Origin of the sequence: Aeromicrobium choanae (assembly GCF_900167475.1) — a bacterium.
Lineage (GTDB): Bacteria > Actinomycetota > Actinomycetes > Propionibacteriales > Nocardioidaceae > Aeromicrobium > Aeromicrobium choanae.
In genome coordinates, this window is the sequence record NZ_LT796768.1 from 1,274,309 (window position 1) to 1,300,195 (window position 25,887).

Below are 25,887 nucleotides of genomic sequence, written 5' to 3' on the forward strand. Positions count from 1 at the left end.
GCCTCGCCGGGGAGGGGTTCTTCGTTTCGCCGCCAGCCCGGACTCCAACCTGTGCGTCTTGCGCATAGTGTGTGCCACACACTATGGTGTGACGCATGGACGAGTTGACCCAGCAACACCTGCAGGAGCTGCGCCGCGGCACCGTCGTGCTCGCGTCGCTGCTCAGCCTGCGCGAGCCCGGGTACGGCTACGGCCTGCTCGAGTCACTGGCCACGGCGGGCATCGCCGTGGACGGCAACACGCTCTACCCCCTGCTGCGACGCCTCGAGAAGCAGGGACTGCTCACCAGCGAGTGGAACACCGACGAGGCACGGCCGCGGAAGTTCTACCGCACGAGCGAAGCCGGGGAGCGCCTCACCGAGGCACTGCTGGCCGACTGGCACGAGATCGACACCGCCCTGGGGCGGCTCACCTCCGGAGGAAGCTGATGACCACCACCCTGACCGACCGGTACGTCCACGCAGCCACCCGCTGGCTGCCGGGCAGCACCCGCACCGAGGTCGCCGCCGAGCTGCGCGAGCGGATCGGCGACACCGTCGCGGCCCGCGGCGGCACGCCTGACGCGGAGCGCGAGGCCCTCGAGGAGCTCGGCGACCCGCTGCGCGTGGCCGTCGACTACACGGGGCGCGAGCCCGTGCTCATCGGTCCTCGGCTGTTCTTCCCGTGGCTGCGTCTGACGACGATCCTCGTCGCGGTCGTGGCACCGATCGTCACCGCGGTCGTCGTCCTCGTCGACGCATTCGACGGCGACCCGATCGGGTCGATCATCGGCGGCGGCGTGTGGATGATGCTCGAGATGATCGTCCACCTGGTCTTCTGGACGACGCTCGTGTTCGTGGTCCTGGACTGGACGGGGACGAAGGCCGAGGTCGAGACCTGGTCCGTCGACCAGCTGCCTCAGCCGGACACCGGGACGAGCCTGTCCGATCTCATCGCCGGGCTGGTCTTCCTGCCGGTGTTCGCCGCGCTGATCATCTGGCAGCACGTCGGCTCGCCGTTCTTCGCCGACGGCGAGCGGATCCCGATGGCCGACCCCGACCTGTGGTCCTGGTACCTGCCACTGGTGCTCGTCACGCTGGGCCTGGAGCTGCTGCACCTGCTGTGGGTGTACCGCGCCGGGTGGACCTGGCCGGCGGCCTGGGCGAACCTCGCGCTCACCCTGCTGTTCGCCGTGCCCACGATCGTGCTGCTCCTCGACGGGGCGATCGTGAACCCCGACCTCGTCGCCCACCTCGGGTGGGACGCCGGCATCACCCAGAAGGCGATGAACGGGATCGCGGCGGGCGTGGGCCTGGTCAGCCTGTGGGAGGCGTTCGACGGCTTCCGCAAGGCGTACGCCCGCAGCCGCAGCTGAGCCGGCGCGGGGCGAGGGTCAGTAGCCCGAGCCCCGCGTCTGCGCGAGGTAGACCAGCGCGGCGACGGTGCCCAGCAGCGGCAGGATGCTGATCGGCTGGCGCACGACGATGTCGACGAAGATCGACAGCGGCAGGATCACCAGCCAGATGTTCTTGGGCAGCGTGCCGGCCATCTCGAAGTCGTACGGCTTGCGGCGGATGCAGTCGACCAGGGCGAAGACCTTGGTGCACACCAAGACCCACCAGATCAGTCCGGTCACGAAACCCATGGGGGGAAGACTACGGTGGGCACCACCCTGAGGTGATGCCCACCGTGGATTCTCTCGGGGACGAGGTCAGGCCGAGGCGGTCGGCGTGCCCGTGGACGACGTGGTCGTCGACGAGGTCGCGGCCTTCTTGGCCGGCGCCTTCTTCGCGGCGGTGGACTTCGTCGCCGTGGCCTTCTTCGCCGGCGTCGTCTTCGCCGGCGTCGTCTTCGCCGGTGTCGTCTTCTTGGCGGCCGGGGCCTTCTTCGCGGTCGAGGTGGACGCGGACTTCGTCGCCGGCGCCTTCTTGGCCGTCGTGGACTTCGCGGCCGGGGCCTTCTTGGCGGTCGAGGCCTTCTTGGCGGTGGTGGACTTCGCCGCCGTCGACTTCTTCGCCGCGGTGGCCTTGGTCGTCGACTTCTTGGCCGCGGCCTTCGTCGCGGCCGACTCCTTCTTCGCGGCGGTCGAGGCCGAGGTGCTCGACTTCTTGGCCGGCTTGGCCTTCTTCGTGCCAGACGGCGCCGTGGCCTTGCGGATGCGGGCCGAGCTGGCGAACGACGCGGCAGCCGCGCCGGCGCTCTCGGTGGCGTCCTCGACGGCCTCGGCGGCCTTGCCGGTCAGGTCCTCGGCCTTGGCGGTGAGCTCGTCGATGATCTCCTCGGCCTTGCCCTTGAGGTCGTCGACGAGGTCGTCGGCCTTCTCACGGAAGTCGTCGACCGCGCTCTTGAGGTCGTCGACCTTGACGTCCTCGACCTTGCCGCGCAGCTCGGCGACGAAGGCCTCGGCGCGGGCCGAGAAGTCCTCGGCGGCCGTGCGGACGTCGTCGACGGTCAGGCTCTTGGCCAGGACGCGGAAGTCGTCGCTCTTCTTCACGAGATCGGAGTAGGCGGCCGTGGCCGAGCCGAGCGCGGTCTGCGCGAGGGTCTCGGCCTTCTTCTGCAGGGTGCTCACGTCGAAGCCCTTGACCGTGGACGGCAGGGCGGCGATGTCGTCCAGGATGGACTTGATCTGGGCGTTGATGGTGTCGGTAATGCTCATGGGTTCTCCTCGAGGTCTGCGGTTCCGACGAACGAACGGTAGATGTCCCGCAACGCCGTCTTCTGGCGGGCGGTCAACCGCGGATCGCGGTCGATGGCGTCCTCGACCAGGGGCGCTCCCGACTGCTCGGCATCGAGGATGCCGGCGCGGACGTAGAGCGACTCGGCCGAGATCCTCAGTGCCTTCGCGATCTGCTGCAGCACCTCGGCGGACGGTTTGCGCAGACCTCGCTCGATCTGGCTGAGGTACGGGTTCGAGACGTCCGCGAGCTCGGCCAGCTGTCGTAGCGACATCTGCGCCTGGGTGCGCTGGTCACGCAGGTACTCGCCGAGCGACCCCACGGCCGACCCGACGCTTCCCGGCATGTTCAGCTTTCCCATGCCTCCAGCGTGCTTGCAAAAGTTAGCATTTGCAAGCAAGTGTGATGCACCGGACACGGGGACGCGAATACATGGAACGCGTGGGGCTCGGGTTAGCCTGTGGTGGCCGATGTGCTCTCGGGCGGCCGCATCTTCGACCCAGCCCGCTTCTCCATGACCTCCTTGCTCCACCGGGCCCTGCTCGCGTTCGCCCTCACCGGCACCCTCCTCATCGCTCCCGCCACCGCCGCGGACGCCGCCCCCAAGAAGCCGGCCAAGGTCACGAAGATCCGCGCGAAGACGAGCACGTCGACCCTCACGATCCACTGGGCGCGTCCCGCCCGCGCCAAGAAGGTCGCGATCTGCGTCAAGACCGCGCCCCGCGCGAAGTCCTGCATCCGGAAGGTCAGGACGCGCAAGAACTCCGTCACGTTCCGCAAGCTGCGCCCGAACTCCGGCACCGACTTCTACTACCGCCTCACGTCGTACCGCGGGAAGTACAAGGCCTCCACGCGCTGGAAGAAGGCGAACCTGCGCGTCGGCAAGGGCACCGCGAACCGCCTCGTGGGTGGCCGCGGGCACTACCTGTCCTACAACTGGACGCCGGTGAGGAGCGCCTCGAGCTACCAGATCCAGCTGTCGACCAACCATCGCTTCAGCGGCAGGGTGATCCAGGCGAGCCGCCGCGGCCTCGGCGCCAAGGTGACCGGCCTCAACGGCGGCATGACCTACCACGCCCGCGTGCGTGGCGTGAACGGCACGGTCAAGGGCGCGTGGGGTCCCGTCACGCGTACCAGGCTGGCTGCCGTTCCCTCGCGGGTCACCGTCGCGACGTACAACCTGTGCGGCGAGGACAAGTGCCGCAGTGCCGACAGCGGCGCGTGGTTCCTGCGCAACGTGCCGAAGTGGGCCGTTCGCAAGCCGCTGGCCGGCGCGGTGGTCCGGTCGGGCTCCCCCGACGTCGTGCTGACGCAGGAGTCGGCGACCAAGACTGCCTTCCACACCCAGCTGCCCGGGTTCAGTCGCGGCGCCTACAAGAGCGCCAAGACGATCTACTTCCGGTCGTCGCGATTCACCGCCCTCGGCGGCGGCGGCCTCACGCTGGACTCCGGCACCGGCCGGTACGCCACGTGGAACCTGCTGCGCGACCGCAGGACGGGCACCGCCTTCATCGTCGCCAACGCCCACCTGGAGCCGCACAAGGGCGCCCCTCGCGACGAGCTCCGCCTCAAGCAGACCGCGCGCCTGATCTCGAAGGTCAACGCCATCAACCCGCACCGCCTCCCCGTGGTGTGGGGCGGGGACTTCAACTCGAACGAGTCGAACGCGAACCAGAGCAATTACCCGGGCGGCTTCGACGCCCCCACCCAGCGCTTCGCGCGCCACGGCATCGTGAACTCGCTCGCGCTGGCGGGCTCGGTCATCAACGCCGAGCTGAACAGCGCCAACGCCGGCGTCCCGGTGCCGAAGGCCAACGGTCATCACGTCGACGCGATCTTCGTCCCGAGCTCGGGAATCACGGTCGAGTCGTGGTCGATGCCGGCGAACTTCATCCAGACCGAGACCGGCCGCGAATACTCCACGCCGTTCCCGTCCGACCACAATCCCGTCGTCGCGAGGCTGGTCGTCGCGACCCCGTAGGATGCCCACGTGGCCGGACTTTTTCGCACCGTGTGCCTGGTGGGCGCGGGTGTCGCGCTGACCGGGTTCGCCGGCCTGCTGGCCGCCACCACCGACTCCGAGGGCCACGGCCCGGTCGTCGAGCTGGCGGGGCTCGAGAAGCCCTATCTCAAGGTCACGTCGGTCGACGTCGACCCGCGCGAGGTCTCGCTGGCGTGGGCGGGCAACGGCAGCGAGTACCGGGTCAGCCTCGGCGACGACCTGACCAAGCCCACGCGCACGATCATCACCACCCGGCCGCAGGCGGTCCTGCCCACGCCGGAGGCCGCCGACCCCAAGGGCCGCGTGAGCTACCGCGTCGAGGCGGTCGACGAGGGGGCCACCGAGCTCGCGGTCGAGGGCACCGTCACGCTGCTGCCGCACGTGCCGACGAAGCCGAAGGTGAAGCTCACGGCGCCCGAGGGCGCGGTGCTGAAGTGGAAGCGCGCCGCCTACGCCACCACGTACGACATCGCGGTGTCGCACTCCAAGCGCGACCTGCCGCGGAAGGTCCGGCGCCTGGCCAAGGGCGGCACCTCCTTCGCCACCACCTCGCTCAAGCCCGAGAAGACCTACTACGTGCGCGTCCGCTCGGTCGGCGAGGCCGGCGTCAGCGAGTTCGGCCCGCCGATCAAGGTCACCACTCCCCCCGAGGCGTCGGAGTTCACGATCGGCTCGTGGAACATCTGCGCCGAGGCGTGCTCCGGCTACGGCGGCCGCCGCGGCCCGCAGGCCGCGCAGGTGCACGCGGCCGAGGTCGACGTCATGGCGGTGCAGGAGGCCGGGGGGAAGCGCGTCGGCCCCAGCACCAACGCCGCGTTCAGCGGGGGGCCGCGCGGCCTCGTGATGGCCGAGGGCGGCGGCAACTCGCGCTACCTCTTCTACTCGCCCGAGAAGTTCGAGCAGCTCGCCGGCGGTCGCTGGTCGCTGGGCCACGGCCGCTGGGCCACGTGGGCACGCCTGGAGGACAAGGAGACCGAGCGGCCGTTCGTCGTCGTCAGCGTCCACCTGCTCAGCGGGCACAACAACACCGGCAAGCGTGCCTCCGAGATGCGCACCCTCATGGGGGGCCTCGCGTCGGTCAATCCCGCGGGCGACCCCGTCGTGCTGGCCGGCGACTTCAACTCCGGCACGCACCGAAACGGCGACACCGTCGGCCCGATCGTTCGCGCGAACGGCTACCGCGACACCGTCGAGGTCGCCGAGGAGACCGAGAACGCCCAGGTCAACACCGGCAGCCGCCGCGGCGACTCCGCGATCATGTCCGCCGACCACGTCGACCACATCTACGTGTCCGACGCGTGGGCCGTCCCGGCCTGGAAGCAGTGGGCGAGCCTGAACGGCACCAGCTACGTCGGGCCGTGGCTGTCCGACCACAACATGATCGGCGCCACCGTGGCCCTCGAGCGCGAGGACGAGGAGCTCGTGAAGGAGCCCACCGAGGTCGTCACGGTGCCCGCGGAGATCGACGAGGACGTCGCACCGGGCACGCTCAACTGACGCCCGGCCCCGCCGTCGCGCCGAAAACCATGTGACTGAAGTGACATGCGGCGGTTAGGCTCTCGACCATGCGTCTTCGCCTGCTCGCCTGCTCCGTGATCGCCGTCCTCACCGCGGCCACGCTCGGCGCGCCCGCCGAGGCCGCCTCCAAGAAGCCCGGCGGGGTCGGCCTGGTGTCGGTCACCGGCGCCTCCACGTACGAGTCGGCGGGCAAGAAGTACGCCAAGGTCTCGATCACCTGGCCGAAGGCGACGCGCGCGAAGAAGTACCAGGTCTTCGTCGCCGGCTCCCACGCCGGCGTCCTGAAGGCCAAGAAGGCACGGGTCACCACGAAGTCCCGCAAGGCGACGATCACGAAGCTGCGCCGCAACCGCACCGTGTGGATCCAGGTGCGTGCCGTGAACGGCTCCAAGGCCGGCAAGCGGTCGGCCCGCATCGCCCGCGTGACCCCCGCCGCGTCGAAGTCGCTCAGCACCCAGCGGCACCCCGCCTACCGCCTGATGAGCTACAACGTCTGCTCGAACGCGTGCAGCGGCTGGAGCTCGCGGATGCCCCTCGTGGTCAAGGAGGTCCTGCGGCTCAAGCCCGACGTCCTGGCCGTCCAGGAGGCCAGCCAGTGGAAGGGCGCCCAGATCCCGGGCTACACCGAGACCCTCGGCGGCAAGGACAACCGCCTCTTCTACCGCACCGCGGCCTTCGAGCAGGTCACGCAGCGGCTGACGGCCACCCAGCAGTCGTCCGAGTGCGAGCTGCAGCGCGACCCGACCACCAACCGCGTCGTCCGCGACGACAGCGGCGAGCCCGTGCGGGTCGAGCCGTGCGTCCTGCCGCTCGACGGCGTCGCACAGCCCGAGGGCAAGGACGCGCCCTGGTCGGTCCTGCGCCACCGGGCCAGCGGCCAGGCCGTCGTCTTCGTGGGGATCCACCTCAAGGTCGACGAGGCCCGTTCCAACGCCGCCGTCCGCGCCTCCCAGACGTCGAAGATCTTCACCGACCTCAACGGTCAGCTCGCCTGGTGGGGCAAGCGGATGCACAACCTGCCCGTCGTCCTGCTCGGTGACTTCAACACGAACCGCAGTCGCGCCGGCAACAGCCGGCTCGAGACCGTGATGCACGCGAACGGCTTCTACGACGCCTACGAGCAGGCCCGCTCGGTGTCGCGCCAGCACTTCAACACCGCGAACCCGCGCTGGTCCACGAAGCCCGTCGTCGGTGTCACGTGGGGCGACCACGTGGACAAGGTCTGGGTGCGGCCCGGCCGCTCGCGCGTGGTGCAGTGGGCGAACGTCGGCCGGATGTCCGGCGGCCGCTTCGTGGCCCCGCTGCCCTCGGACCACCACCCGCTGATGGTGCGCGCCCAGGTCTCCTGACCAGGGCGCCGCGCCTCAGCCCTTCTTGTGGCGGGGCTTCTTGTCCTTCGCGTCGGGCTTGTCCTGGCCCGCGGGCTTGGAGTACGGCTTGCTCGCGCCCTTGGCGTAGGGCTTCGACGGCGGGCGCTTGCGCTCGCCGCCCGGACGGCCCGCATCGGGCTGGATGTCGATCTTCCGGCCCGAGATGCGGGTGCCGGCCAGCTGGTCGAACACCGCGTCGGGCAGGTCGGCCGGCAGCTCCACGATCGTGTGCTCGAGCCCGATCGTGATCTTGCCGAAGTCCGACCGCTTCAGGCCGCCCTCGTTCGCGAGCGCGCCGACGACCATCGCGGGCCGGATCTTGTGGCGCTTGCCCACGGCGAGCCGGTAGGAGGCCATGCCGTCGGAGGTGGGACGCGGGGCGCGCTCACTGCGCTCGCGCGGGGCCCGCTTCTCCTGCGGCGGGTCGGGACGCAGGAAGAACTCCTTGTCGTCCTGGCCCATCACCGCGAGCGCGGCCGCGATGTCGGTCATGTCGACGTCGTGCTCCTGCGCGTACTGCTCGACGAGCCCGCGGTAGACGCTGAACTGCGGATCGCCCATGGCGTTCGTGATCGAGCTGGCGAACCGGTCGGCGCGACGGGCGTTGACCTCGTCGGGCGTCGGCACCGGCATCTGCTCCACCGGACGGCCCGAGACCCGCTCGAGGGACTCGAGCATCCGGCGCTCGCGCGGGGTGACGAACACGATCGCGTCGCCCGAGCGGCCGGCGCGGCCCGTGCGGCCGATGCGGTGCACGTAGGCCTCGGGGTCGTGCGGGATGTCGTAGTTGACGACGTGCGTGATGCGGTCGACGTCGAGACCGCGGGCGGCCACGTCGGTGGCCACGACGATGTCGATCGCGCCGCTCTTGAGCTGGCCGACGGTGCGCTCGCGCTGGGCCTGGGCGAGGTCGCCGTTGAGCGCGGCCACGGTGTAGCCGCGGCTGCGAAGCTTCTCGGCGAGCTCCTCGGTGGCCGACTTCGTGCGCACGAAGATCAGCATCGCGTCGCCCTGCTCGACCTCGAGCACCCGCGTCAGCGCGTCGAGCTTGTTGTGGTGCGAGACCGGCATCCACCGCTGGCGCACGCTCGTGGTGCTGCGCTTCGCCTCGGGGGTCGAGATGTCCTGCGGATCGTGCAGGTACCGCTTCGCCAGCCGGCGGATGCCCGGCGGCATCGTCGCGGAGAACAGCGCGACCTGCTTGTACTCGGGGGTGTCGGCCAGGATGCGCTCGACGTCCTCGGCGAAGCCCATGTTGAGCATCTCGTCGGCCTCGTCCAGCACCAGCATCTCGAGGTGCGACAGGTCGAGGGAGCCGCGGTCGAGGTGGTCGATCACGCGACCGGGCGTGCCGACGACGACCTGCGCACCGCGCTTGAGGCCCTGCAGCTGGGCGCCGTAGCTCTGGCCGCCATAGACCGGCAGCACCTTCAGGCCCGTGCCCGAGGAGTAGCTCTGGATCGCCTCGCTGACCTGCAGCGCGAGCTCGCGCGTGGGCGCCAGGACGAGCGCCTGCGTGCGCGGCGAGCCGGGGTCAAGGCGCTGGACCATGGGCAGCGCGAAGGCGGCGGTCTTGCCGGTGCCGGTCTGGGCCAGGCCCACGACGTCGCCGCCCTTGAGCAGCGCGGGGATCGCCTGCGCCTGGATCGGGCTGGGCGTCTCGTAGCCGAGCCCACGCACCACGGCGACGAGCGAGTCGTCGAGGCCGAGGTCGTCGAATGAGGTCTCTTCGGTCATCACAAGTTCAATCCGGCCCGCACGTGCAGGCCTGCGTCGGGGTCGACGATCGATTCCTGCGCGGCGGCGACGCCGTCGGCGAGGAGCGTGGCGTCGACCGGGGTGTTCCGCTTGATCAGCGCGAGCGCGATGGGCCCGAGCTCGTGGTGGCGTGCGGCGCTGCCGACCTGCCCGACGACCTTGTCGCCGAGGAGGACGTCGGCACCGTGCGCCGGGAGGTGGTCGACGGAGCCGTCGACGTGGAGCAGGGTCAGCCGCCGGGGCGGGCGGCCGAGGTTGTAGACACGGGCCACCGTCTCCTGGCCCCGGTAGCAGCCCTTGTCGAGGTGGACGGCCGAGCCGAGCAGCCCGACCTCGTTGGGGATCGTGCGCTCGTCGGTGTCGAGGCCGAAGCGCGGCCGACCCGCCTCGATCCGCAGCGCCTCCCAGGCCAGCACGCCGACGGGCGTGCCCGCGACGGTGGTCAGGTCGTCGGTGAGCTCGGTGACGAGACCATCGGCGTAACGGCCGACCACGAAGCGGTCGTCGACCGCCGCGACCTCGACGCGCGACATGAAGCGCATCCGGTCGAGGAACTGCACGAGCGCCTCCCCAGCACCGGGCTCGGTGTGGGCCCAGAAGGTCTCGCCGTCGTCGACGCCGCTGAAGTCGTGCTCGATGCGGCCCTGCGGCGAGAGCAGCAGCACGTCGGTCCAGCGCCCGGCGGCCAGGCCCTCGAGGTACTGGGTCGTGAGCGAGTGCAGCCACGTCAGCCGGTCGGGGCCCGTGATCCGCAGGACGTCGCGGTTCGACAGGTCGACGAAGCCCTCGCCCGACAGCAGCGTGCGCTGCTCGGCGGCGAAGGTGGAGCCGTAGTGGGCTGCGACGCCGGCGTCGAGACCCTCGGAGTCGACGGCGCCCTGGCGGTCCAGCAGCGGGCTACGCACGCTCGAGCTTTCCCCAGAGGTGGGACTGCATGGGCTGGCCCTCGGCGGCCATGTCGTGGGCGTACATCAGCGCGCCCTCGACGAGGCCGTACATCCGCTGCCCCGCCGTGTACTCCTTGGCGGTCACGGTGCGAGCCACGACGTCGGTGGCCAGGGTGATCCGGGCCCCGTCGACCTCGCCGTACCAGATTTCGGCGTAGCCGGTGGGGTGCGCGAGGACCAGCTCGACCCTGCCCTCCTCCGAGGGACGCAGGAAGCCCGTCTCGAGGGCGCCGGGGCGCACACGCTCCCCCGCCTCGTCGGTGATCCAGGTGCGGCTGAAGTAGTGCAGGAACGGCCGGCCGTCGTGGGCGAAGGCCACCTCCTGCTCGTAGCCGAACGCCTCGATCGTGGGGTAGTCGCCCCGGCCGTTGCCGTGCCAGGTCCCGAGGAGCCAGGCCACGGGCACCAGCTCGGGGTGCAGGTCGCTGGGAATCTGGAAGGCCATGGGTTCCATGCTATCGGCCGCAGGAGAAGCCGCCGCTACGCTCCTGCCATGCGTGCGGTGGTGCAGCGGGTGAGCCGGGCCGAAGTCCGTGTCGAGGGCGAGACCGTGGGCCGCCTCGACGGGCCGGGGCTCGTGGTGCTGCTGGGCGTCACCCACGACGACACCGCCGAGGACGCGCGGCAGCTGGCCACCAAGATCGCCCGGCTCCGCATCATGGCCGGCGAGCGGTCGGTGGACGAGATCGGCGGCGGCGTGCTGGCGATCAGCCAGTTCACGCTGTACGCCGACACCCGCAAGGGCCGCCGCCCCTCCTGGGGCGGAGCGGCTCCCGGACCCGTGGCCGAACCGCTCTACGACGCGTTCTGTGCCGCCGTCGAGAGCACGGGCGTGCGCGTGGAGCGCGGCGTGTTCGGCGCCGACATGGCGGTCGAGCTGGTCAATGATGGGCCCGTGACGATCGTGTTGGATTCCTGAAAACTCCTCTCAGCAACGGCCGTCATACTGGGAAGGTTGCGACAACCATGAGGAGCTTGCGGTGACAGACGCCCCCGAGGCGATCCGGCGACCCGGATCGCGCGCGTCGAACCGTCGATCCTTCCGTCAACGTCATCCCGCCGTCGTCTGGGCCGCCGTGCTGATCGTGCTGCTGCCGCTCGTGGGCGGCGCCGCCTACGCCTTCAACCTCAAGCGCAAGCTCGACGACGTCGACAAGGTCAAGGTCATCGAGGAGCAGCCCGACCCCGACGAGGGTCGCGCGCTCAACATCCTGCTGCTGGGCTCGGACAAGGGCGAGCCGAAGGAGGGCCAGCCGAAGAAGACCACCATCGCCGAGGACGCCGCCTCCGGCGACTGGCCCACCGGCAAGTACCGCAGCGACACGCTCATGGTGGTGCACATCCCGGCGGACCGGAAGAAGGTCTACCTCGTCTCGCTGCCCCGCGACTCGTTCGTCCCGATCTACGACGAGAAGGGCGAGACCGACCACTCCGAGAAGATCAACGCCGCGTTCAGCGCCGGCGGGCCGCGCGCGGCGATCAACACGGTGGAGAGCCTCACCGGCCTGAAGATGGACCACCTGACGATCATCGACTGGGAGGGCTTCAAGGACCTGTCGACCGCGGTCGGTGGCGTCGAGGTCACGATCCCGGAGTCGTTCTACGACCCCCAGCAGAAGATCCAGTGGGACGCGGGCACGCAGACCCTCGAGGGCAAGAAGGCCCTCGACTACGTGCGCACCCGGTACGGACTCGCCGGCGGCGACTTCGACCGGATCAAGCGCCAGCAGAACTTCATGCGCTCCCTCATGGGCAAGATGCTCAGCTCGGGCGTCACCACGAACCCGACGAAGCTCACCAAGACGGTCTCGGCGCTGACCCAGAACCTCACGGTCGACGAGGGCTGGTCGGGCACGGCGATGGCCAAGCTGGCCCTGTCGCTGCGCGGCATCCGCACCGACGACGTCACGTTCATGACGGCCCCGGTGCAGGGCACCCAGACCGACCCCACCTACGGCAGCATCGTCGTGCTCCAGCAGGACAAGATGGAGGAGCTGTTCACGGCGCTGAGCAAGGACGCCATGGCGGAGTACCTGGAGAAGTACCCCGACGACGTCCTGCCCGACCCCGAAGAGGTCTCCTGACCTAGGCGCCCCGGCGGTTCCACTCGATCGCCGGGCACGTGTCCATCACCATGGCCAGGCCGGCGTCGATCGTGCGCTCGAACGCGGCCTCGTCGATCACGCCCAGCTGGAACCAGACCGCCTGCGCGCCGATCTCCACGGCCTGGTCGGCGAACGGGCCGGCCTCCTCGGAGCGGCGGAACACGTCGACGACGTCGATCGGGAACGGCACGTCGGCCAGCGTCGCGTAGCCCTGCTCCCCCAGCACCACCGGCGCGTCGGGATGGATGGGCACGATGCGCTTGCCGCGACGCTGGAGCAGCTGCGCGATCGAGTAGGCGGTGCGCGAGGTGTTGTTCGACAACCCCACGACGGCCCACGTGTCCAGGTCGTCGAGCATGAGGGAAACGGCTGCGGGATCCTGCCAGTCGGTCATGCTCCGACCGTAACCTCGCCCGTGCCTGCGCGCCGGGCGGGAGGGCGCCGGCCCCGTCCGTATCCTGAGTCGCGTGACGACCGTCCTGACCTACGGAACCTTCGACCTCTTCCACATCGGCCACCTGCGCCTGCTGGAGCGCCTGTCCTCGATGGGCGACCGGCTCGTCGTCGGCGTCTCGACCGACGACTTCAACGCCGGGAAGGGCAAGAGCACCGTGGTCCCCTACGCCGATCGCGCCGCCATCGTCGGCGCGATCAAGGGCGTCGACCTGGTCCTGCCCGAGGAGTCGTGGGAGCAGAAGCGCCGCGACATCGTCGATCAGGGTGTCGACGTGTTCGTCATGGGCGACGACTGGACGGGCAAGTTCGACGACCTGTCCGACCTGTGCCGCGTGGAGTACCTGCCGCGGACGAAGGGCATCTCCACCACGGGCCTCAAGGAGATGCTGCGGGTGCTGGACCCGGCGCACATCGAGGAGATGCAGGACGCGCTCGGCGTCCTCTCACGCCTGCTCGACCACTACCGCGACCTCACCTGACTCGCCGCGACCCGGCAGCAGCAGCCGGAAGGTCGTGTGATCGGCCTCGACCAGCTCGAGGTAGCCGCCCAGCGTGCTCGCGAGGTCGGCGGCGATCGTGAGTCCGAGGCCGCCCACGTCGCCCTGCTTGCGGGTGGCGCCCCGGTTGAAGATCTCGTTGCCGAAGGTGCGGCGGCCCCGGTCGGCGACCACGATCTCCACGTAGGAGCCGGTGTCCTTGGCCTCGACGGTGACCGGGCTGACGCCGTGGCTCGACGCGTTCTCGATCAGCACGTCGAGGATCTGCACCACCGGACCCGGGACGATCCGCGCGAAGACCTGGCCCCGGTCGATCTGGTGCACCATGTAGTTGTCGGGCGAGACGATGGGCTTCCAGCGGGCGACGACGTCACTCACCAGCTCGCTCAGGTCGACGTCGGAGGCGTCGCCGAGCCGCTGTCCCCGGGCCAGCCCCAGCAGCTCGTCGATCGCGCTGCTCAGCCGGTCGAGCTCGGGCAGGTAGCGGTTCAGCTCGTCGGCGACCTCGGGCGGCGTCTGCGGCCACATCGAGAGGTCCTCCAGCTCGAGTCGCAGCGCCGTGATCGGCGTCCGCAGCTGGTGGGAGGCGTTGGCCGCGAACTCGCGCTCGCGGCGCACGAGCTCACCCAGCCGGGCGGAGCTCGTCCGCAGGGCCTCGCCGATCGCCTCGGCCTCGGGGATCGAGTAGTGCGGCGGATCCACGTCGAAGCGTCCGAGACCCAGGCGGTCGGCCGCCTCGGCGAGCTCGTCGAAGGGCCGCGACAGCCGTCGCGCCAGGACGTAGCCGAAACCGGCGGCGATCGCCACGAGGCTGAGACCGATGAGGATCAGCGGCACGAGCGCGTCGGAGATCCGCTCCTCGATGAGGTCGCGCGATCGCGACAGCGTGAGCGTCCCGCCGTCCTCCAGGTCGCGCGTCTCCACGATGTCGTCCGCGGGGTCGGGCTCGGGTCCCGCGACGACGGACGCCCCGGTCTCGGGCTCGTAGGTCAGGGTCTCGGCCTCGCTGAGGAAGCCGCTGAGGAACTCCACGTCCACCGCGTCGTCGGTCTTGCGGCGCTCGTCGACGACCGCGGCGAGCTGGTCGGCGGCCCGCTCGATCTTGCGCTCCTCGTAGGAGGTGACGAGGTCGGCGAGCATGTAGGCGCGCGGGATGCCGTAGAGGGCGAGCATCGCCGCGGTCATGCCCACGAGGGCCACGACCAGCCGCTCACGCATCGGCCTGGTCCTCCAACCGGAAGCCCACGCCCCGGACGTTCGTGATCTGCACCGGCGCCCCGGCCTCCTCGAGCTTCTGGCGCAGGCGACCCACCGTGGCGTCGACCATCTTCGTCGACCCGAACCAGTTCTCGTCCCACACGTCGCTCGTGAGGCGCTCGCGGGTGACCACCGCGCCGCGGACCTCGTCGAGCAGGACGAGCACGTCGAACTCCTTCGACGTCACGGCCACCTCGGTGTCGTCCACCCAGATCCGACGTGACGCCGGGTCCACGCGCAGACCCGCGGCGGCGGGTGCCGCAGCCGCCGGCGCGGCGGGCTCGACGGCCGCGCTGCGGCGCAGCAGGGCGCGGGCGCGGGCGAGGAGCTCGGCCAGGGCGAAGGGCTTGGACAGGTAGTCGTCGGCGCCGACGTCGAGGCCGACCACGCGGTCGAGCTCGCCGTCGCGGGCGGTGAGGATGATGATGCCGCCGACGTAGCCGCCCTCGCGGACCCTGCGACACACCTCGAGCCCGTCGATGTCGGGCAGGCCGAGGTCCAGGAGCACCAGATCGACGCCGCCGGAGGCGATCCGCTCGACCGCCGTGAGGCCCTCGGCGACCCGCTCGACGGCGTAGCCCTCACGCTCGAGCGTGCGGACGAGCGGTGGAGCGATCTTGTCGTCGTCCTCGACGACCAGCACTTGGGTGGCCACGGTCACCGAGCATAGGGCCGGCGGCGGCGAAGAGCCTGCTCGCGTCTCACGCGCCCGTCCTGCACCAGCAGCACCACGACGGCCGCGCTGAGCGCGAGCAGCACCAGGCGCGTGCCGGACAGGTCTCCCCCACCTTCGCCCGGAAGGCCCACCGTCATGGCCAGCAGGCTGCTGCCCGCCGTCGCGGCCACGAGCGCTCCGGCGCCCAGGTGCGACTCGAAGCAGTTGTGCATCCACATCTTCAAGGCGGTGGCCCCCGCGACCACGGCGATCACGATCTCCATGACGACGTAGACGCGCGACGGCGCCGCCGGCAGCAGGGTGAGGTAGACCAGGCCGATCGCCAGACAGGCGGCGGCGGCCCAGCGAGAGGCGGTCGTGCGCAGGCGTCGCATCAGAAGTCCCGGTCCAGGGCACCGGACTCGGTGACGTTCGAGGTGGAGCTGCGGTTGCCGAACAGGTCGGTGGCGGCGTTGCTCGGGGTCCAGACCATCGCCGCGGCGGTGGAGTTGGTCGTGAGATCGCTCGCCTTCCCGCTGGCGAAGGTGCCCAGCCTCAGGGTCACGACCGTGCGCTCCAGGCCGTTGACCGTGGCGGTGCTCGCCGTCATGGTGGCGTTCAGGCTGACGGTGCGCAGGAAGCGGACGTGGTCGGCCTTGAGGTTGACCGAGCCCAGGCCCACGGCCGAGCTGCCGTTGAGGACGTCGAGCGTGTCGCCCTTGCTGCCGCGGAGCAGCGTCGGCAGGTTGCCGTCACGGATCCGGACCTGCACGTTCGTGGCCGAGCCGTTCCAGCCCGCCATGATCGAGGCCGGGTTGACCTGTGCGGTGTAGGTGAAGGTGATCGTGTCGTTCGCACCCACCAGGCCGGCGGTGCTGCCCGAGCCGTTGGCGGTCTGGACGTCGGCTCCCGCGAGAGGACTGTTGTCCACCGGCACCGTCTCCAGCGCGGAGATCGTGGTCCGGCCCGAGCCGTCGAGCAGGACCGCGCGCAGGTCGTACACGGCGCTGGCGACCTTCGTGGTGTCCCACGTGCAGGCGTAGGGCGACGTGGTGTCGGTGCAGACGTCGCTCCAGGTGGAGCCGCCGGTCGGGGCGTACTGGATCCGCACCGACGTGACGCCGGCGGTGGAGCTGGCGACGGCGGTGAGCGTGGCCGTGCGACGCAGCATGGCGCCGGGGTCGTCGAGCGACACCGAGGAGACGGTGTTGTCGACGGCGCGGTTCGCCACGGCGGTGGAGGTCGTCGTGTTGCCCGCCTCGTCGGTGGCGACGGCGCGGAAGGAGTAGGTGCCGTTCGCCAGGGTCGAGGTGGCGACCCGGCACGACCAGGGCTCCGCCTCGATGGTGCACAGCGACTTCCAGGTGGAGGTGCCGGAGAGCGCGTACTGGAGCTCGACCGTGGCGACGCCGGAATGGGCGTCGGCGGCCGTGGCGGCGAAGGTGCGCGTGCCGCTCAGCGGTGTGCCGGGGTCGGTCATCGTGACGGTCGGCGCGACGTTGTCGACGGTGACGTCGGTGACGACCTCCGAGGTGGTGGTGGTCGACCCGGCCGTGAGCTGGGCGCGGAACTCGTAGTCACCCGAGGCGACGGCGGCCGAGTTCCACGAGCAGGTGTACGGCGACGTGAGGCTCGAGCAGGCGGTCGACCAGGTCGAGGCGCCCGCCAGCCGGTACTGGAGCCGCACCGTGTGGCTGAGCGTGCCGGTGTTGAAGACGCCCGCGGAGAGCTGCACCGTGCCGCGGAGCGTCTCGCCCGGGTCGTTCATCACGACGAGCAGCTTGTTCGCGACGGCCGTGCGCACCGAGTCGGAGGTGGTCTCGTAGCCGGCGCGGTCCGTCGCGCGGGCGCGGAGGTCGTACCGGCCGTCCGCGAGCGCGGTGGTGGTCCACGCACAGGAGTACGGGGCGGTCGCGTCGGTGCACAGCGCGGTCCAGGTGCCGGATCCGGCGGGGGCGTACTCGATCGTGACGTCCTTGACGCCGAGGCCGGAGTCGGAGGCCTGCGCCTCGATCGTGACGGTGCCCTGGACCGCCGTGCCGGGGGACGTCACGGCGACGGTCGGAGGCGTCCAGTCCGCCGCGGCGCGCACGGTGGCCGTGCCCTGCGTGGTGGAGGTGAAGGTGGCGGACGAGAAGCCCGGGGAGATGAACGCGGCCACGGCGAGCAGGGCCAGAACGGCCAGCAGGGTCAGGGGACGGCGCTTGGCATCGATGCTCATGGGTCCACCTACCTTCCGGTTCCAGTTCATGTGCTCAACGCTACGGAGCAGCGCTCCACGGGTGATCCACACGAGATCCCCGGGAGTTCCACACTTCGCGGCGGGGCGCGGTGACGGCTCAGGGCGGCGGGGCGCGGTGACGGCTCAGGGCGGCGCGCGCGGTGACGGCTCAGGTGAGCGCGTGGCGGCCGCCGACGGCCGCGGGGAGGGCCCGGGCGCCGGCCTTCGTCGCCGGGGTGCCGGCGGTGGGGGTCAGCGGGGCGGGGGCGTCGTCGTCCTCGGGGCGACGCAGGGCGCGGCCGAGGTCGGTCAGGGCGACGAGCGCGATGAGGCCGGCCGGCACGCCGATGACGAGCATGCGGGTCTCGCGCTCGGCCAGGGCCATGAAGACGTACCCGACATGGGGGACGGTCTGCTCCACGACCGGTTGGGTGCCCGAGAGCAGGCTGAACTGCCACGGGTCGGGGTCGGGGTTCGCGTCGCCCTGGGTCGTGAAGATGCGGGCGCCGCCCTCGCCGGGCTCGATCTGCGTGATGCGGTGCGTGACGAGCGTCGAGACGCCGCTGTCCGCCGGGGGGAGGTAGGTGATGACGTCGCCGACGGCGAGGTCGGCCACCGGCACAGGACGCTCGAAGGCGATCGAACCCTTCTCGAACGTGCCCGACATGGAGCCGCCGGTGATGACGTAGCGCTCGAAGCCGAAGAGGCTGGGCGCGATGTAGGCCACGCAGGCGACGGTGACGACGGCGAGGAGCAGCGTGGTGACGCCACGACCGAGCAGGCGGGCTGCGCGCGTGAGATGCTTCATCGGAGGACTCCTTCGTCGGTCGGTGCGAGATGGTCGGTGTGCTCCGGGCTGGGTGGCAGGGCGCCCGAACGACGCCCTGCCGTCAACCCAGTTCCCCGGAGCGGGGCGTCACTGGTTGGTGGTGGTTCCGTCCAGCTGGACGGCGTCCCACGTGTACGTGGCGGTCGCGCCCTTACCCTGCTGCGTGTTGGACGCGGCCTGGTCGAGGGTGACCGTGAAGGTGTAGTCGTTCGCCTCGCCGGCGGCCCACGTGCCGAGCGTGTTCTTGGTGCCGTCGGCCAGGCCGCCGAAGGTGCCCGAGTAGACGGTCGTGTTCTTCGTCGTGTTCTTGATGACGAGCTTGAGGTTCTCGCCGTCGAAGCCGTTGGTGGAGGCCACCTCGGTCAGCGAGAAGTTGGCGGGCAGCGTGCCGGTGTTGGTCAGCTTGAGCGAGCCGTTGAGGACGTCGCCGGGCTTGAGGTTGTCGAGGTTGAAGACGGCCTGGCCGGCCTTGGAGTTGCTCTGCGTCAGCGTGCCGGCGGTGGCGGCGCTGATGGTGTTGCCCGTGGTCGAGCTGAAGGTAGCGCCCGAGCCCACGGCGATGACGCCGGCGGCCAGCAGCGTGGCGAGGGGGACGAGGACCTTGGTGGAACGGTTGGTGCGCATGTGATTCTCCTGTGTTCGGTTGCCGGCCGCGCTCTGCGGCCTGGCCGGGTTGACAAGAAGAACGCTACGGAGGCCAGATCCACGGAATCTCCACACTGAATCCACCTTCGATCCCCACTTCGGCACGGTTTCGGTACCGCTCGGAACGGATCGCCGTGGACATGACGAAGGGCCCCGGGAGAACTCCCGGGGCCCCTCAGTACCGCTGGGTCAGATGGCGACGGCCACGTCCGCGACCGAGCCCTTGGCGGCGACCACCTGCGAGTCGACCACCTCCGCGCGCGGCGCGAGCGTGCGCAGCGTCCAGGTGCCGGGCGCGGCGAAGAACCGGAACTGTCCCGTCGCCGACGTCGGCACCTCGGCGGTGAACTCGCCGTTGCGGTCGAGCAGGCGCACGTAGGCGTTGCCCACCGGCTGCTCACCGCGCAGCACGACACCCTGGATCACGGCCTGGTTCGTCACGTCGACGCCCTCGAGGCTGGGTCCGCCCTTGATCGCTCCGCACATGGTCAGGCCTTTCCGGGCTCGTCGCCCAGGGCGACCGGCACGCCGCGCAGCGAGCCGTACTCGCTCCACGAGCCGTCGTAGTTCTTGACGTTCGGGTAGCCGAGGATCTCGCTCAGCACGAACCAGGTGTGCGAGCTGCGCTCGCCGATGCGGCAGTACGCGATGGTGTCCTTGCCCTGGTCGAGGCCCGCGTCGGAGTACAGGGCCGAGAGCTCCTCGTCCTTGCGGAAGGTTCCGTCGTCGTTCGCGGCCTTGCTCCACGGCACGTTGCCGGCGGTGGGGATGTGGCCACCGATCTGCGCGGCCTCCTGGGGCAGGTGCGCCGGGGCGAGCAGGCGTCCGGCGAATTCGTCGGGGCTGCGCACGTCGATGAGGTTCTTGGTGCCGATGGCCCCGACGACCTCCTCGCGGTAGGCGCGGATGTCCTCGTTGGGCTCCTGCGACGTGTAGGTGGTGGCCGCCCGCGACGGGGCCTCGTCGGTCAGCTCACGGCTGTCGAGCTCCCACTTCTTGCGGCCGCCGTCGAGCAGGCGCAGGTTCTGGTGGCCGTAGTACTTCAGGTACCAGTAGGCGTAGGCCGCGAACCAGTTGTTGTTGCCGCCGTAGAAGACGATCGTGTCGTCGTTCGACACGCCCTTCTCGCTCAGCAGCGCCTCGAGGCGGTCCTTGCTGATGAAGTCGTGGCGGACGCCGTCCTGCAGGTCCTTCTTCCAGTCCAGCTTGATGGCGCCGGGGATGTGGCCCTTGTCGTAGGCCTCGACGTCCTCGTCGACCTCGATGAGGACGACGTTCTCGTCGTTCAGGTGTTCCTCGACCCAGTCAGCGGTGACGAGTGCGGTCTCGCGGCTCATGGTGGTTCCTTTTCCTCTGCGGAGTGGTGGTTGCGACGTGCGGTTCAGGCGCTCACGCCAGTTGCCTGGCGAGACGGCGGGTGGTCAGGTAGAGCTCGCAGCCGAGGCAGAAGCCCGTGGTGGCGTTGAGCAGCGCGGCGACGAAGGCGAAGCCCACGGCGACGAATCCGGCGGTGGTCAGGCCGGTCGCGAAGGCGACGAGGCCGATCAGGGCGAAGACCAGGCCCACCGCCTGCGCGAAGCGCGGCGGGCGGGCGTCCTCGGTGCGGGCGGGAGCACCGATCCGCGGGCGGACGGCGGTGCGGAACAGCCAGGCCCACGGCGACGCCGACAGCGACACGAAGACCCCGAGGGCGAAGACGACGACCTGGACGGTCAGCAGCACCTCGCGGAACGGGGACGGCAGCACGAGCACCAGCGCCAGGACGGCGGCGGTGATCGCGGCGGTGAAGCGGAGCGCGCGCGGATCGACGACGGAGGTGTCGTTGGGCATGGAGGTTCTCCGAACAGGAGTGAGGGCTGACGGACGTGCGGGCGGAGGTCAGCGCAGACGACACAGCGCCGAACGCGTGCGGCAGTTGTCCACTGCGCGGCGTCGGGTCAGGTGTGTCGTGAACATGCGCCCACAGTAGGCGGTTGTGCACACCCCACCTCGCTCGAATCTCAATTGATGAGACGAGCGTCCACATTTCAAGATGTCGGCATGGTGCCGGCGACTTCACTCGAGCACGGCTATTGAACGCGCATTAAATTTACGCTGTAATGGCGCCATGCGCGAAACCATCGCCCACCAGCGGCACGACCTGCGAGGCATGACGGCGGTGGTCACCGGCGCAGCCCGCGGCCTGGGCCGCGCCTACACTCTCCGCCTGGCGGAGCTCGGTGCCGACGTCGCCGTCGTCGACCGCGACCTCCTCGCACACCGTGAGTTCGCGCGAGAGCGCGACGTGGCCGACGAGCCCGTTTCTGACCTCATCGCCGGCCTCGGGCGGCGCTTCCTGGCCTTCGAGCTGGATGTCGCGGACGAGGCCGCGGTCACCGCCGCCTGCCGGTCGGTCCATGACGCGTGGGGCCGGATCGACATCTTGGTGGTGAACGCCGGAGGCGGCTCTGGACTCCCGTCCGAGACCACCCCCAGTCTTCTCACCAAGGAGGTCATCTCCGGTGTCCTTGAGGCAAATCTCTACGGCACCACCAACTTCTGCGGTGCCGTCGCTCCCGTCATGAAGTCCCAGCACTCCGGGCGAATCGTCACCGTCAGCTCGGTCGCTGGCTCCATGGCGATGGCCGGAGGCGAGTACGCGCACTACGGAGCCGCCAAGTCCGCGATCGCCATGTACACCCGCTACCTGGCCCAGGAGATGGCCCCGTTCGGCGTCAACGTCAACTGCATGGCACCGGGCCTCATCGCGACCGGTCGCGTGATGGAGCGACTCACGCCCCACACGACGGGCGCAAAAGGAATCCCCCTGGGTCGCGCGGGCACAGTCGAAGACTGCGCCAACCTCCTGGAGTTCCTCGTCACCCCCCTGTCGGACTTCATCACCGGCGCGGTCATCCCCATCGACGGCGGACGCAATGTCGGCACTTCCTGACCGCCGTTCAATTTCCCGAGGAGGCAACATGCCCGTTCCCGTTGACGAGTTGACCGGATACGCCCAGGAGCTCGTCGTGGCACCGGGCGAACAGCTCGACCTACGAATCAGCTCCACCACATCAACCGTGGACGTGGAGGTCGTCCGGCTCCTGCACGGCGACGACGCAGGCGTGGGCGGACCCGGCCTCCTCGAAGAGGTCGCGCGCGAGTGGGAGTCCTGGAGAGGCGTGGCGACGCGGCACCAGCAGGCACTCGCGGGGTCGTCGGGCCACCTGCACGACATTCCTCTGCCCGCCGACGCCACGGGGGTGTACTTCGACCTCCATCTGCACACGAGCGTGCCGCTGTCCCCCGTCGGCGAGCAGGTGGTGACCGAGGCGACCGACACCGACTCCTCAGGGTTCATCCTCGCGCTCGACACCCAGGGCCACCTCACCGCGCGAGTCCGACGCTCGGGCCACGAGGCCACGGTCACCCTGGCCGCGCCGATCCGTCCTGCAGCCTGGTCGCACGCGCAGATCTGGATCGGGCCCGGCGGGTCCATGACGCTCCGCGCCACCGACCTCGACACCGGCCGGAGGCTGGAGCAGTCGACCACGTTGACCTCCGGACCGTGGGGACCGACATCACTCGACCTCACCTTCGCAGCCACCAGCACGCTCACGCACCACTTCACCGGCAGGCTCGAACGCCCCAGACTCCACGTGACGACCGATGGTGGCGAGTCGTGGACCACCGTGAGTGATGTCGCCTTCGGAAGCGCCCCGGACGAAGTCAGTTTCACCGATCGCTGCTCCCCTGACCGCGTCGGCACGTTGAGGAACTGGCCGGCGCGCGCCGCCGCCGGCCACGGCCACGACGGCAGTGAGATCGATTACCGGATGGCTCCGGATCTCTACGACGCCGTGCACTTCCACGACGACGACATCGTCGACCTGGACTGGGACTCGACCCTCACGGCGCAGGTGCCCGCCGGGGCCCGGCCTGGCTTCTACGCAGCCACGTTGTCGACCGGTACACGCCGGGAGCGCATTCCCTTCATCGTCCGGAGACCGGACCAAGTGGCGGACGTCGTGGTCCTCGTGCCCACCGCCACCTACGTCGCCTACTCGTGCAGTCGGCTGAGCGCACGCATCGACTACGAGGCGATGGGCCTGGTGGACGAGCCCAATCCGCTCCATCCGCTGGATGCCGACCTCGCCCGGCACCCCGAGTGGGGCTCGTCGACCTACGACGTCCACCGTGACGGAAGCCCGGTCTACTACGCCGGGTGGCGGCGACCGGCCCCCGGCTTCCGGCCGGACCACTACCTCCGACAGACCGCGGCCCCCCGACATCTGGGAGCTGATCTCTACCTCACCGCGTGGCTGGACCGGCTCGACGTCGATCACGCGCTGGTCACCGACCACGACGTGCATCAACGTGGCTCGGCCGCTCTTGCCGGAGCGAAGGTGCTCATCTTGGCCACGCACCCCGAGTACTGGACACGCCAGATGCTCGACGGACTGGAGGGTTTCATCGCGGCCGGCGGGCGGGTGATGTACCTCGGCGGGAACGGCCTGTACTGGGTCACAAGCATCTCCGACCTCGATCCGAGCGTCGTCGAGGTGCGCCGGGGGAATGCCGGCACTCGCTCCTGGTCGGACGCCCCGGGTGAGTCCGTGCACTCGACGTCCGGAGAACCGGGCGGGCTCTGGCGGCATCGCGGGCGTGCCCCGCAGAAGTACGTCGGCGTCGGAATGACCTCGCAGGGGTGGGGCCGCCACACTCCCGGCTATCGACTCCTGCCCGAAGCGCGGTCGTCGCGGCTGGACTTCATGTTCGACGGCATCCCACGGGACGGCATGTTCGGCGAGCACGGCATCGGCTACGGAGGTGCGGCCGGCGACGAGATAGATCGGTGTGACCCGAGCCTGGGCACCCCCGCTCACGCCGTGCGGATCGCGACATCCGAAGGACTGCACAGTTCGCACTACCAGCTCGTGGTGGAGGACATCGAGGTCACGGCCGCCAAGCTGGATGGGACGAACAACCCCCTGGTCCGCTCGGACATCGTGTTCTTCGAGACCCCCGCCGGTGGCGCCGTCTTCTCCGTGGGCTCGATCGCGTACGCCACCGCATTGCCGACTGACGACTACGACAACGATGTCGCGCGCCTCACCACGAACGTGCTGAGGAGGTTCCTCGACGCGGAGCCCTTCACGTGGCCCGACCCCTGACCCGTGAGGTCAGGGGCCGGGCCACGGCAGGGGTCAGGCGAAGACAGCGCTCGGCGTGAACCGCTGGCGGAAGTCGCCGGCGACCGCGTCGTAGTAGCGCCCATGCAGGAACGGCAGGTAGGCAGCATGGTCCGCCCCGTGGAGAACGGTCTCCTCGCACGAGATGTTCTCCGAGTCCGAGTAGGAGTACGTCGCCTCGCCCCACGAGACGATCGGCAGGTCGCCCAACGGATCGGTCGGTGAGCCGGACAGGCGCACCTCGGCGGTGCCACGGCGCCTCGACCGGTGGGTGGCCCGGCCCCGGTCCACGAGGACAATCGGATCCGAGTGGAGCGCCGGACCCTCGGCGGCCATCATCATCTTCAGCTCGAGTGCCGTTCCCTCGGTGTCGAGGTCCGGCAGCTCGTCGGTGAACTCAGCGGTGACCTCGACGAGCGCCACGCCGTTGCGGCTGGTCGAGCCCCGGAAGCTCCGTCCCTCGAACGCCATCTCGCTCGGACCGTACTTCTTGGGCTCGCCCCACCGCTCACGACCGAGCACCACCGGCATGTCCAGATCCAGGACCATCGAGACGATGAAGGAGCCCTCGATCTCCCCGAACCGCGCCGCGACGTGGATGCCGTAGCCCTCGTAGGGACCGCGGCCACTCACCTGACGTCCGATCAGCAGCGTGCCGACGGGCTCGTCCGCCGGCGAGAAGCACGGGGGCAGGATCTCGCGGATGAACTCCGGCTCGGTGACGAACGGAACGGAGACCGCTTCGCTGATGTGCCGCGACGGCGCGAACTGCGCCTCGATCCCGGCGAGTTCCTCAGCCGACTTGACGTAACCCATTTTCACATCCTCCTGTGGCCAGCGCAGACGACCTGCGCTTTATTAACGTACTCTTAAATAGTTACTGCGGCAAGGATTCTACCCAAGGCCCTGCCGCTCCGATCGAGTTTGGTCTACAGTAGGACTTAATTGACGCATCGTTCGATTAATTGGTTTCACCCACTGAGAAGAGGCAGACATGGGATTCGTGAGTTCACCGGAGGAGCTCGACACCATCCAGCAACTCCTGGACCGACCGGTGTACACGGGGGAGTCCGTCAGCGTGGGGTTCCGCACGAAGGAGAGCTTCGTCCGCGAGGTGCTTCCTCCGTGCTTCGAACTCGCAGACGAGCCGCTCGGCTCGGTCAGCATGAGCCACCAGGCCAGCGACCGGGAGATCTTCACGTGCACGACCGTCCGGCTGGCTGCTCGCTTCGGAGACATCACCGGCGCCTACAACCTCATGATGACGTTCAGTGGAGACATGCCGATCACGATCGGTCGCGAGAAGTGGGGCGAGCCGAAGAAGCGGGGCGAGACCGAGTTCGGCTTTGTGGGAGAGACCTTCCGAGGGTCCTGCACGCGCTACGGTCGCGAGATCGTGCGCATCGAGGCTGACTTCACCGAGCAGGTCGCGGGAGTGCCCCAGGAGGCGACCTCGCTGGAGCTGAAGGCCTCGATGGCCACGAACGGGTTGGCGTTGCAGGAGGACCCGCGCGTCGTTGCCGTGTGGGGCGCCCATCGCAACGTTCACTCGCAATGGACCGGAACCGCCTCCGTCGACCTCCTGGGGGGCGAGAACGACCCCCTGGAGACGATCCCGATCGTGTCCTGGGGCGACGCGACCTACACCTACTCCGATCTCGCCCTCACGCGATGCGAGGAGTTCACGCTGGACACCCCCGACCGGAGCGTCTACCTGCCCTACCTCATCGGGCGCAGCTACGACTTCCCCTCCGGCGACCACCTCGGCGACTTCCGGCAGATCGCCGTCTGAGCCTTGC

General features: G+C 69.8%; 28 protein-coding genes. 11 read left to right on the forward strand and 17 right to left on the reverse strand.

Annotation, left to right across the window (positions count from 1 at the left end):
* Positions 1–95 precede the first annotated feature (95 nt).
* Positions 96–428 (forward strand): PadR family transcriptional regulator, encoded by a 333-nt coding sequence (locus tag B5D60_RS06295; RefSeq protein WP_078699358.1) that lies wholly within the window; start codon positions 96–98, stop codon positions 426–428.
* Positions 428–1,354, forward strand: coding sequence for an HAAS signaling domain-containing protein (locus tag B5D60_RS06300; protein WP_078699359.1), 927 nt, complete (start codon positions 428–430; stop codon positions 1,352–1,354). Before B5D60_RS06295 ends, B5D60_RS06300 begins: the two co-directional genes overlap by 1 nt.
* Before the next feature lie 18 nt (positions 1,355–1,372).
* On the opposite strand, the gene B5D60_RS06305 is transcribed toward B5D60_RS06300, so the two are convergent.
* The 3 genes from B5D60_RS06305 to B5D60_RS06315 form a co-directional block, all read right to left on the reverse strand.
* Positions 1,373–1,624, reverse strand: coding sequence for a DUF2516 family protein (locus B5D60_RS06305; RefSeq protein ID WP_078699360.1), 252 nt, complete (start codon positions 1,622–1,624; stop codon positions 1,373–1,375).
* Between the two features lie 66 nt (positions 1,625–1,690).
* Positions 1,691–2,638 (reverse strand): hypothetical protein, encoded by a 948-nt coding sequence (locus tag B5D60_RS06310; protein ID WP_078699361.1) that lies wholly within the window; start codon positions 2,636–2,638, stop codon positions 1,691–1,693.
* Positions 2,635–3,018: a helix-turn-helix domain-containing protein gene (locus B5D60_RS06315; protein ID WP_197684416.1), complete on the reverse strand. Its 384-nt coding sequence runs from the start codon at positions 3,016–3,018 to the stop codon at positions 2,635–2,637. Before B5D60_RS06315 ends, B5D60_RS06310 begins: the two co-directional genes overlap by 4 nt.
* A gap of 102 nt (positions 3,019–3,120) precedes the next feature.
* Between B5D60_RS06315 and B5D60_RS06320 the strand changes: the two genes are divergently transcribed.
* The 3 genes from B5D60_RS06320 to B5D60_RS06330 all read left to right on the forward strand — a co-directional run bounded on the left by B5D60_RS06320 (position 3,121) and on the right by B5D60_RS06330 (position 7,526).
* A complete protein-coding gene (locus B5D60_RS06320; RefSeq protein ID WP_153302887.1) occupies positions 3,121–4,638 on the forward strand; it encodes an endonuclease/exonuclease/phosphatase family protein in 1,518 nt (505 codons plus the stop codon).
* Positions 4,639–4,647: 9 nt separating this feature from the next.
* Complete coding sequence (locus tag B5D60_RS06325) at positions 4,648–6,156, forward strand: endonuclease/exonuclease/phosphatase family protein (protein ID WP_153302888.1); 1,509 nt, start codon at positions 4,648–4,650, stop codon at positions 6,154–6,156.
* A 68-nt stretch (positions 6,157–6,224) separates the two neighbouring features.
* Complete coding sequence (locus B5D60_RS06330; protein ID WP_078699364.1) at positions 6,225–7,526, forward strand: endonuclease/exonuclease/phosphatase family protein; 1,302 nt, start codon at positions 6,225–6,227, stop codon at positions 7,524–7,526.
* Positions 7,527–7,541: 15 nt separating this feature from the next.
* Here B5D60_RS06330 and B5D60_RS06335 read toward each other — a convergent pair whose 3' ends face one another.
* Genes B5D60_RS06335 through B5D60_RS06345 form a run of 3 tightly spaced genes read right to left on the reverse strand, consistent with a single transcriptional unit; the run spans position 7,542 to position 10,697 of the window.
* Positions 7,542–9,284 carry a DEAD/DEAH box helicase gene (locus B5D60_RS06335; RefSeq protein WP_078699365.1) on the reverse strand — a complete coding sequence of 581 codons (1,743 nt, stop codon included), beginning with the start codon at positions 9,282–9,284 and terminating at the stop codon, positions 7,542–7,544.
* Entirely contained in the window at positions 9,284–10,210 is a 927-nt protein-coding gene (ygfZ, locus tag B5D60_RS06340; RefSeq protein ID WP_078699366.1) for a CAF17-like 4Fe-4S cluster assembly/insertion protein YgfZ, read from the reverse strand. The genes B5D60_RS06335 and ygfZ overlap by 1 nt, the downstream gene beginning before the upstream one ends.
* Positions 10,203–10,697: an FABP family protein gene (locus B5D60_RS06345; RefSeq protein WP_078699367.1), complete on the reverse strand. Its 495-nt coding sequence runs from the start codon at positions 10,695–10,697 to the stop codon at positions 10,203–10,205. Before B5D60_RS06345 ends, ygfZ begins: the two co-directional genes overlap by 8 nt.
* A 48-nt stretch (positions 10,698–10,745) precedes the next feature.
* Here B5D60_RS06345 and dtd point away from each other — a divergent pair, with 48 nt between their 5' ends.
* Entirely contained in the window at positions 10,746–11,171 is a 426-nt protein-coding gene (gene dtd, locus B5D60_RS06350) for a D-aminoacyl-tRNA deacylase (protein WP_078699368.1), read from the forward strand.
* A gap of 61 nt (positions 11,172–11,232) precedes the next feature.
* Positions 11,233–12,336: an LCP family protein gene (locus tag B5D60_RS06355; protein ID WP_078699369.1), complete on the forward strand. Its 1,104-nt coding sequence runs from the start codon at positions 11,233–11,235 to the stop codon at positions 12,334–12,336.
* A gap of 1 nt (position 12,337) precedes the next feature.
* Here the strand turns inward: B5D60_RS06355 and B5D60_RS06360 are convergent, their stop codons facing one another.
* Positions 12,338–12,751 (reverse strand): CoA-binding protein, encoded by a 414-nt coding sequence (locus B5D60_RS06360; RefSeq protein WP_078699370.1) that lies wholly within the window; start codon positions 12,749–12,751, stop codon positions 12,338–12,340.
* Positions 12,752–12,824: 73 nt separating this feature from the next.
* Between B5D60_RS06360 and B5D60_RS06365 the strand changes: the two genes are divergently transcribed.
* On the forward strand, positions 12,825–13,292 hold the full coding sequence (locus B5D60_RS06365; protein WP_172806275.1) for an adenylyltransferase/cytidyltransferase family protein: 468 nt from the start codon (positions 12,825–12,827) through the stop codon (positions 13,290–13,292).
* Here B5D60_RS06365 and B5D60_RS06370 read toward each other — a convergent pair.
* The 9 genes from B5D60_RS06370 to B5D60_RS06410 form a co-directional block, all read right to left on the reverse strand.
* On the reverse strand, positions 13,257–14,528 hold the full coding sequence (locus B5D60_RS06370; protein ID WP_078699372.1) for an ATP-binding protein: 1,272 nt from the start codon (positions 14,526–14,528) through the stop codon (positions 13,257–13,259). The genes B5D60_RS06365 and B5D60_RS06370 overlap by 36 nt on opposite strands.
* Complete coding sequence (locus B5D60_RS06375; protein ID WP_153302889.1) at positions 14,521–15,222, reverse strand: response regulator transcription factor; 702 nt, start codon at positions 15,220–15,222, stop codon at positions 14,521–14,523. The genes B5D60_RS06370 and B5D60_RS06375 overlap by 8 nt, the downstream gene beginning before the upstream one ends.
* 2 nt (positions 15,223–15,224) lie before the next feature.
* Positions 15,225–15,617: a hypothetical protein gene (locus B5D60_RS06380; RefSeq protein ID WP_078699373.1), complete on the reverse strand. Its 393-nt coding sequence runs from the start codon at positions 15,615–15,617 to the stop codon at positions 15,225–15,227.
* Complete coding sequence (locus B5D60_RS06385; protein ID WP_078699374.1) at positions 15,617–17,443, reverse strand: Ig-like domain-containing protein; 1,827 nt, start codon at positions 17,441–17,443, stop codon at positions 15,617–15,619. Before B5D60_RS06385 ends, B5D60_RS06380 begins: the two co-directional genes overlap by 1 nt.
* A 169-nt stretch (positions 17,444–17,612) precedes the next feature.
* Positions 17,613–18,251, reverse strand: a complete 639-nt coding sequence (locus tag B5D60_RS06390; RefSeq protein WP_078699375.1) for a signal peptidase I — start codon at positions 18,249–18,251, stop codon at positions 17,613–17,615.
* Positions 18,252–18,359: 108 nt separating this feature from the next.
* Entirely contained in the window at positions 18,360–18,896 is a 537-nt protein-coding gene (locus B5D60_RS06395; RefSeq protein ID WP_078699376.1) for a TasA family protein, read from the reverse strand.
* 210 nt (positions 18,897–19,106) lie between these two features.
* Positions 19,107–19,403 (reverse strand): DUF1416 domain-containing protein, encoded by a 297-nt coding sequence (locus tag B5D60_RS06400; RefSeq protein ID WP_078699377.1) that lies wholly within the window; start codon positions 19,401–19,403, stop codon positions 19,107–19,109.
* A 2-nt stretch (positions 19,404–19,405) separates the two neighbouring features.
* Complete coding sequence (locus B5D60_RS06405; RefSeq protein WP_078699378.1) at positions 19,406–20,254, reverse strand: sulfurtransferase; 849 nt, start codon at positions 20,252–20,254, stop codon at positions 19,406–19,408.
* Between the two features lie 52 nt (positions 20,255–20,306).
* Positions 20,307–20,747: a DUF4395 domain-containing protein gene (locus tag B5D60_RS06410; RefSeq protein ID WP_078699379.1), complete on the reverse strand. Its 441-nt coding sequence runs from the start codon at positions 20,745–20,747 to the stop codon at positions 20,307–20,309.
* Between the two features lie 277 nt (positions 20,748–21,024).
* Here B5D60_RS06410 and B5D60_RS06415 point away from each other — a divergent pair, with 277 nt between their 5' ends.
* Positions 21,025–21,849 (forward strand): SDR family NAD(P)-dependent oxidoreductase, encoded by an 825-nt coding sequence (locus B5D60_RS06415; protein WP_172806276.1) that lies wholly within the window; start codon positions 21,025–21,027, stop codon positions 21,847–21,849.
* Positions 21,850–21,877: 28 nt separating this feature from the next.
* Positions 21,878–24,070: a N,N-dimethylformamidase beta subunit family domain-containing protein gene (locus tag B5D60_RS06420; RefSeq protein WP_153302890.1), complete on the forward strand. Its 2,193-nt coding sequence runs from the start codon at positions 21,878–21,880 to the stop codon at positions 24,068–24,070.
* A gap of 33 nt (positions 24,071–24,103) precedes the next feature.
* Here B5D60_RS06420 and B5D60_RS06425 read toward each other — a convergent pair whose 3' ends face one another.
* Positions 24,104–24,904 carry an acetoacetate decarboxylase family protein gene (locus B5D60_RS06425; protein WP_078699382.1) on the reverse strand — a complete coding sequence of 267 codons (801 nt, stop codon included), beginning with the start codon at positions 24,902–24,904 and terminating at the stop codon, positions 24,104–24,106.
* 187 nt (positions 24,905–25,091) lie between these two features.
* Between B5D60_RS06425 and B5D60_RS06430 the strand changes: the two genes are divergently transcribed.
* Positions 25,092–25,880 carry an acetoacetate decarboxylase family protein gene (locus B5D60_RS06430; RefSeq protein WP_172806277.1) on the forward strand — a complete coding sequence of 263 codons (789 nt, stop codon included), beginning with the start codon at positions 25,092–25,094 and terminating at the stop codon, positions 25,878–25,880.
* Positions 25,881–25,887 lie beyond the last annotated feature (7 nt).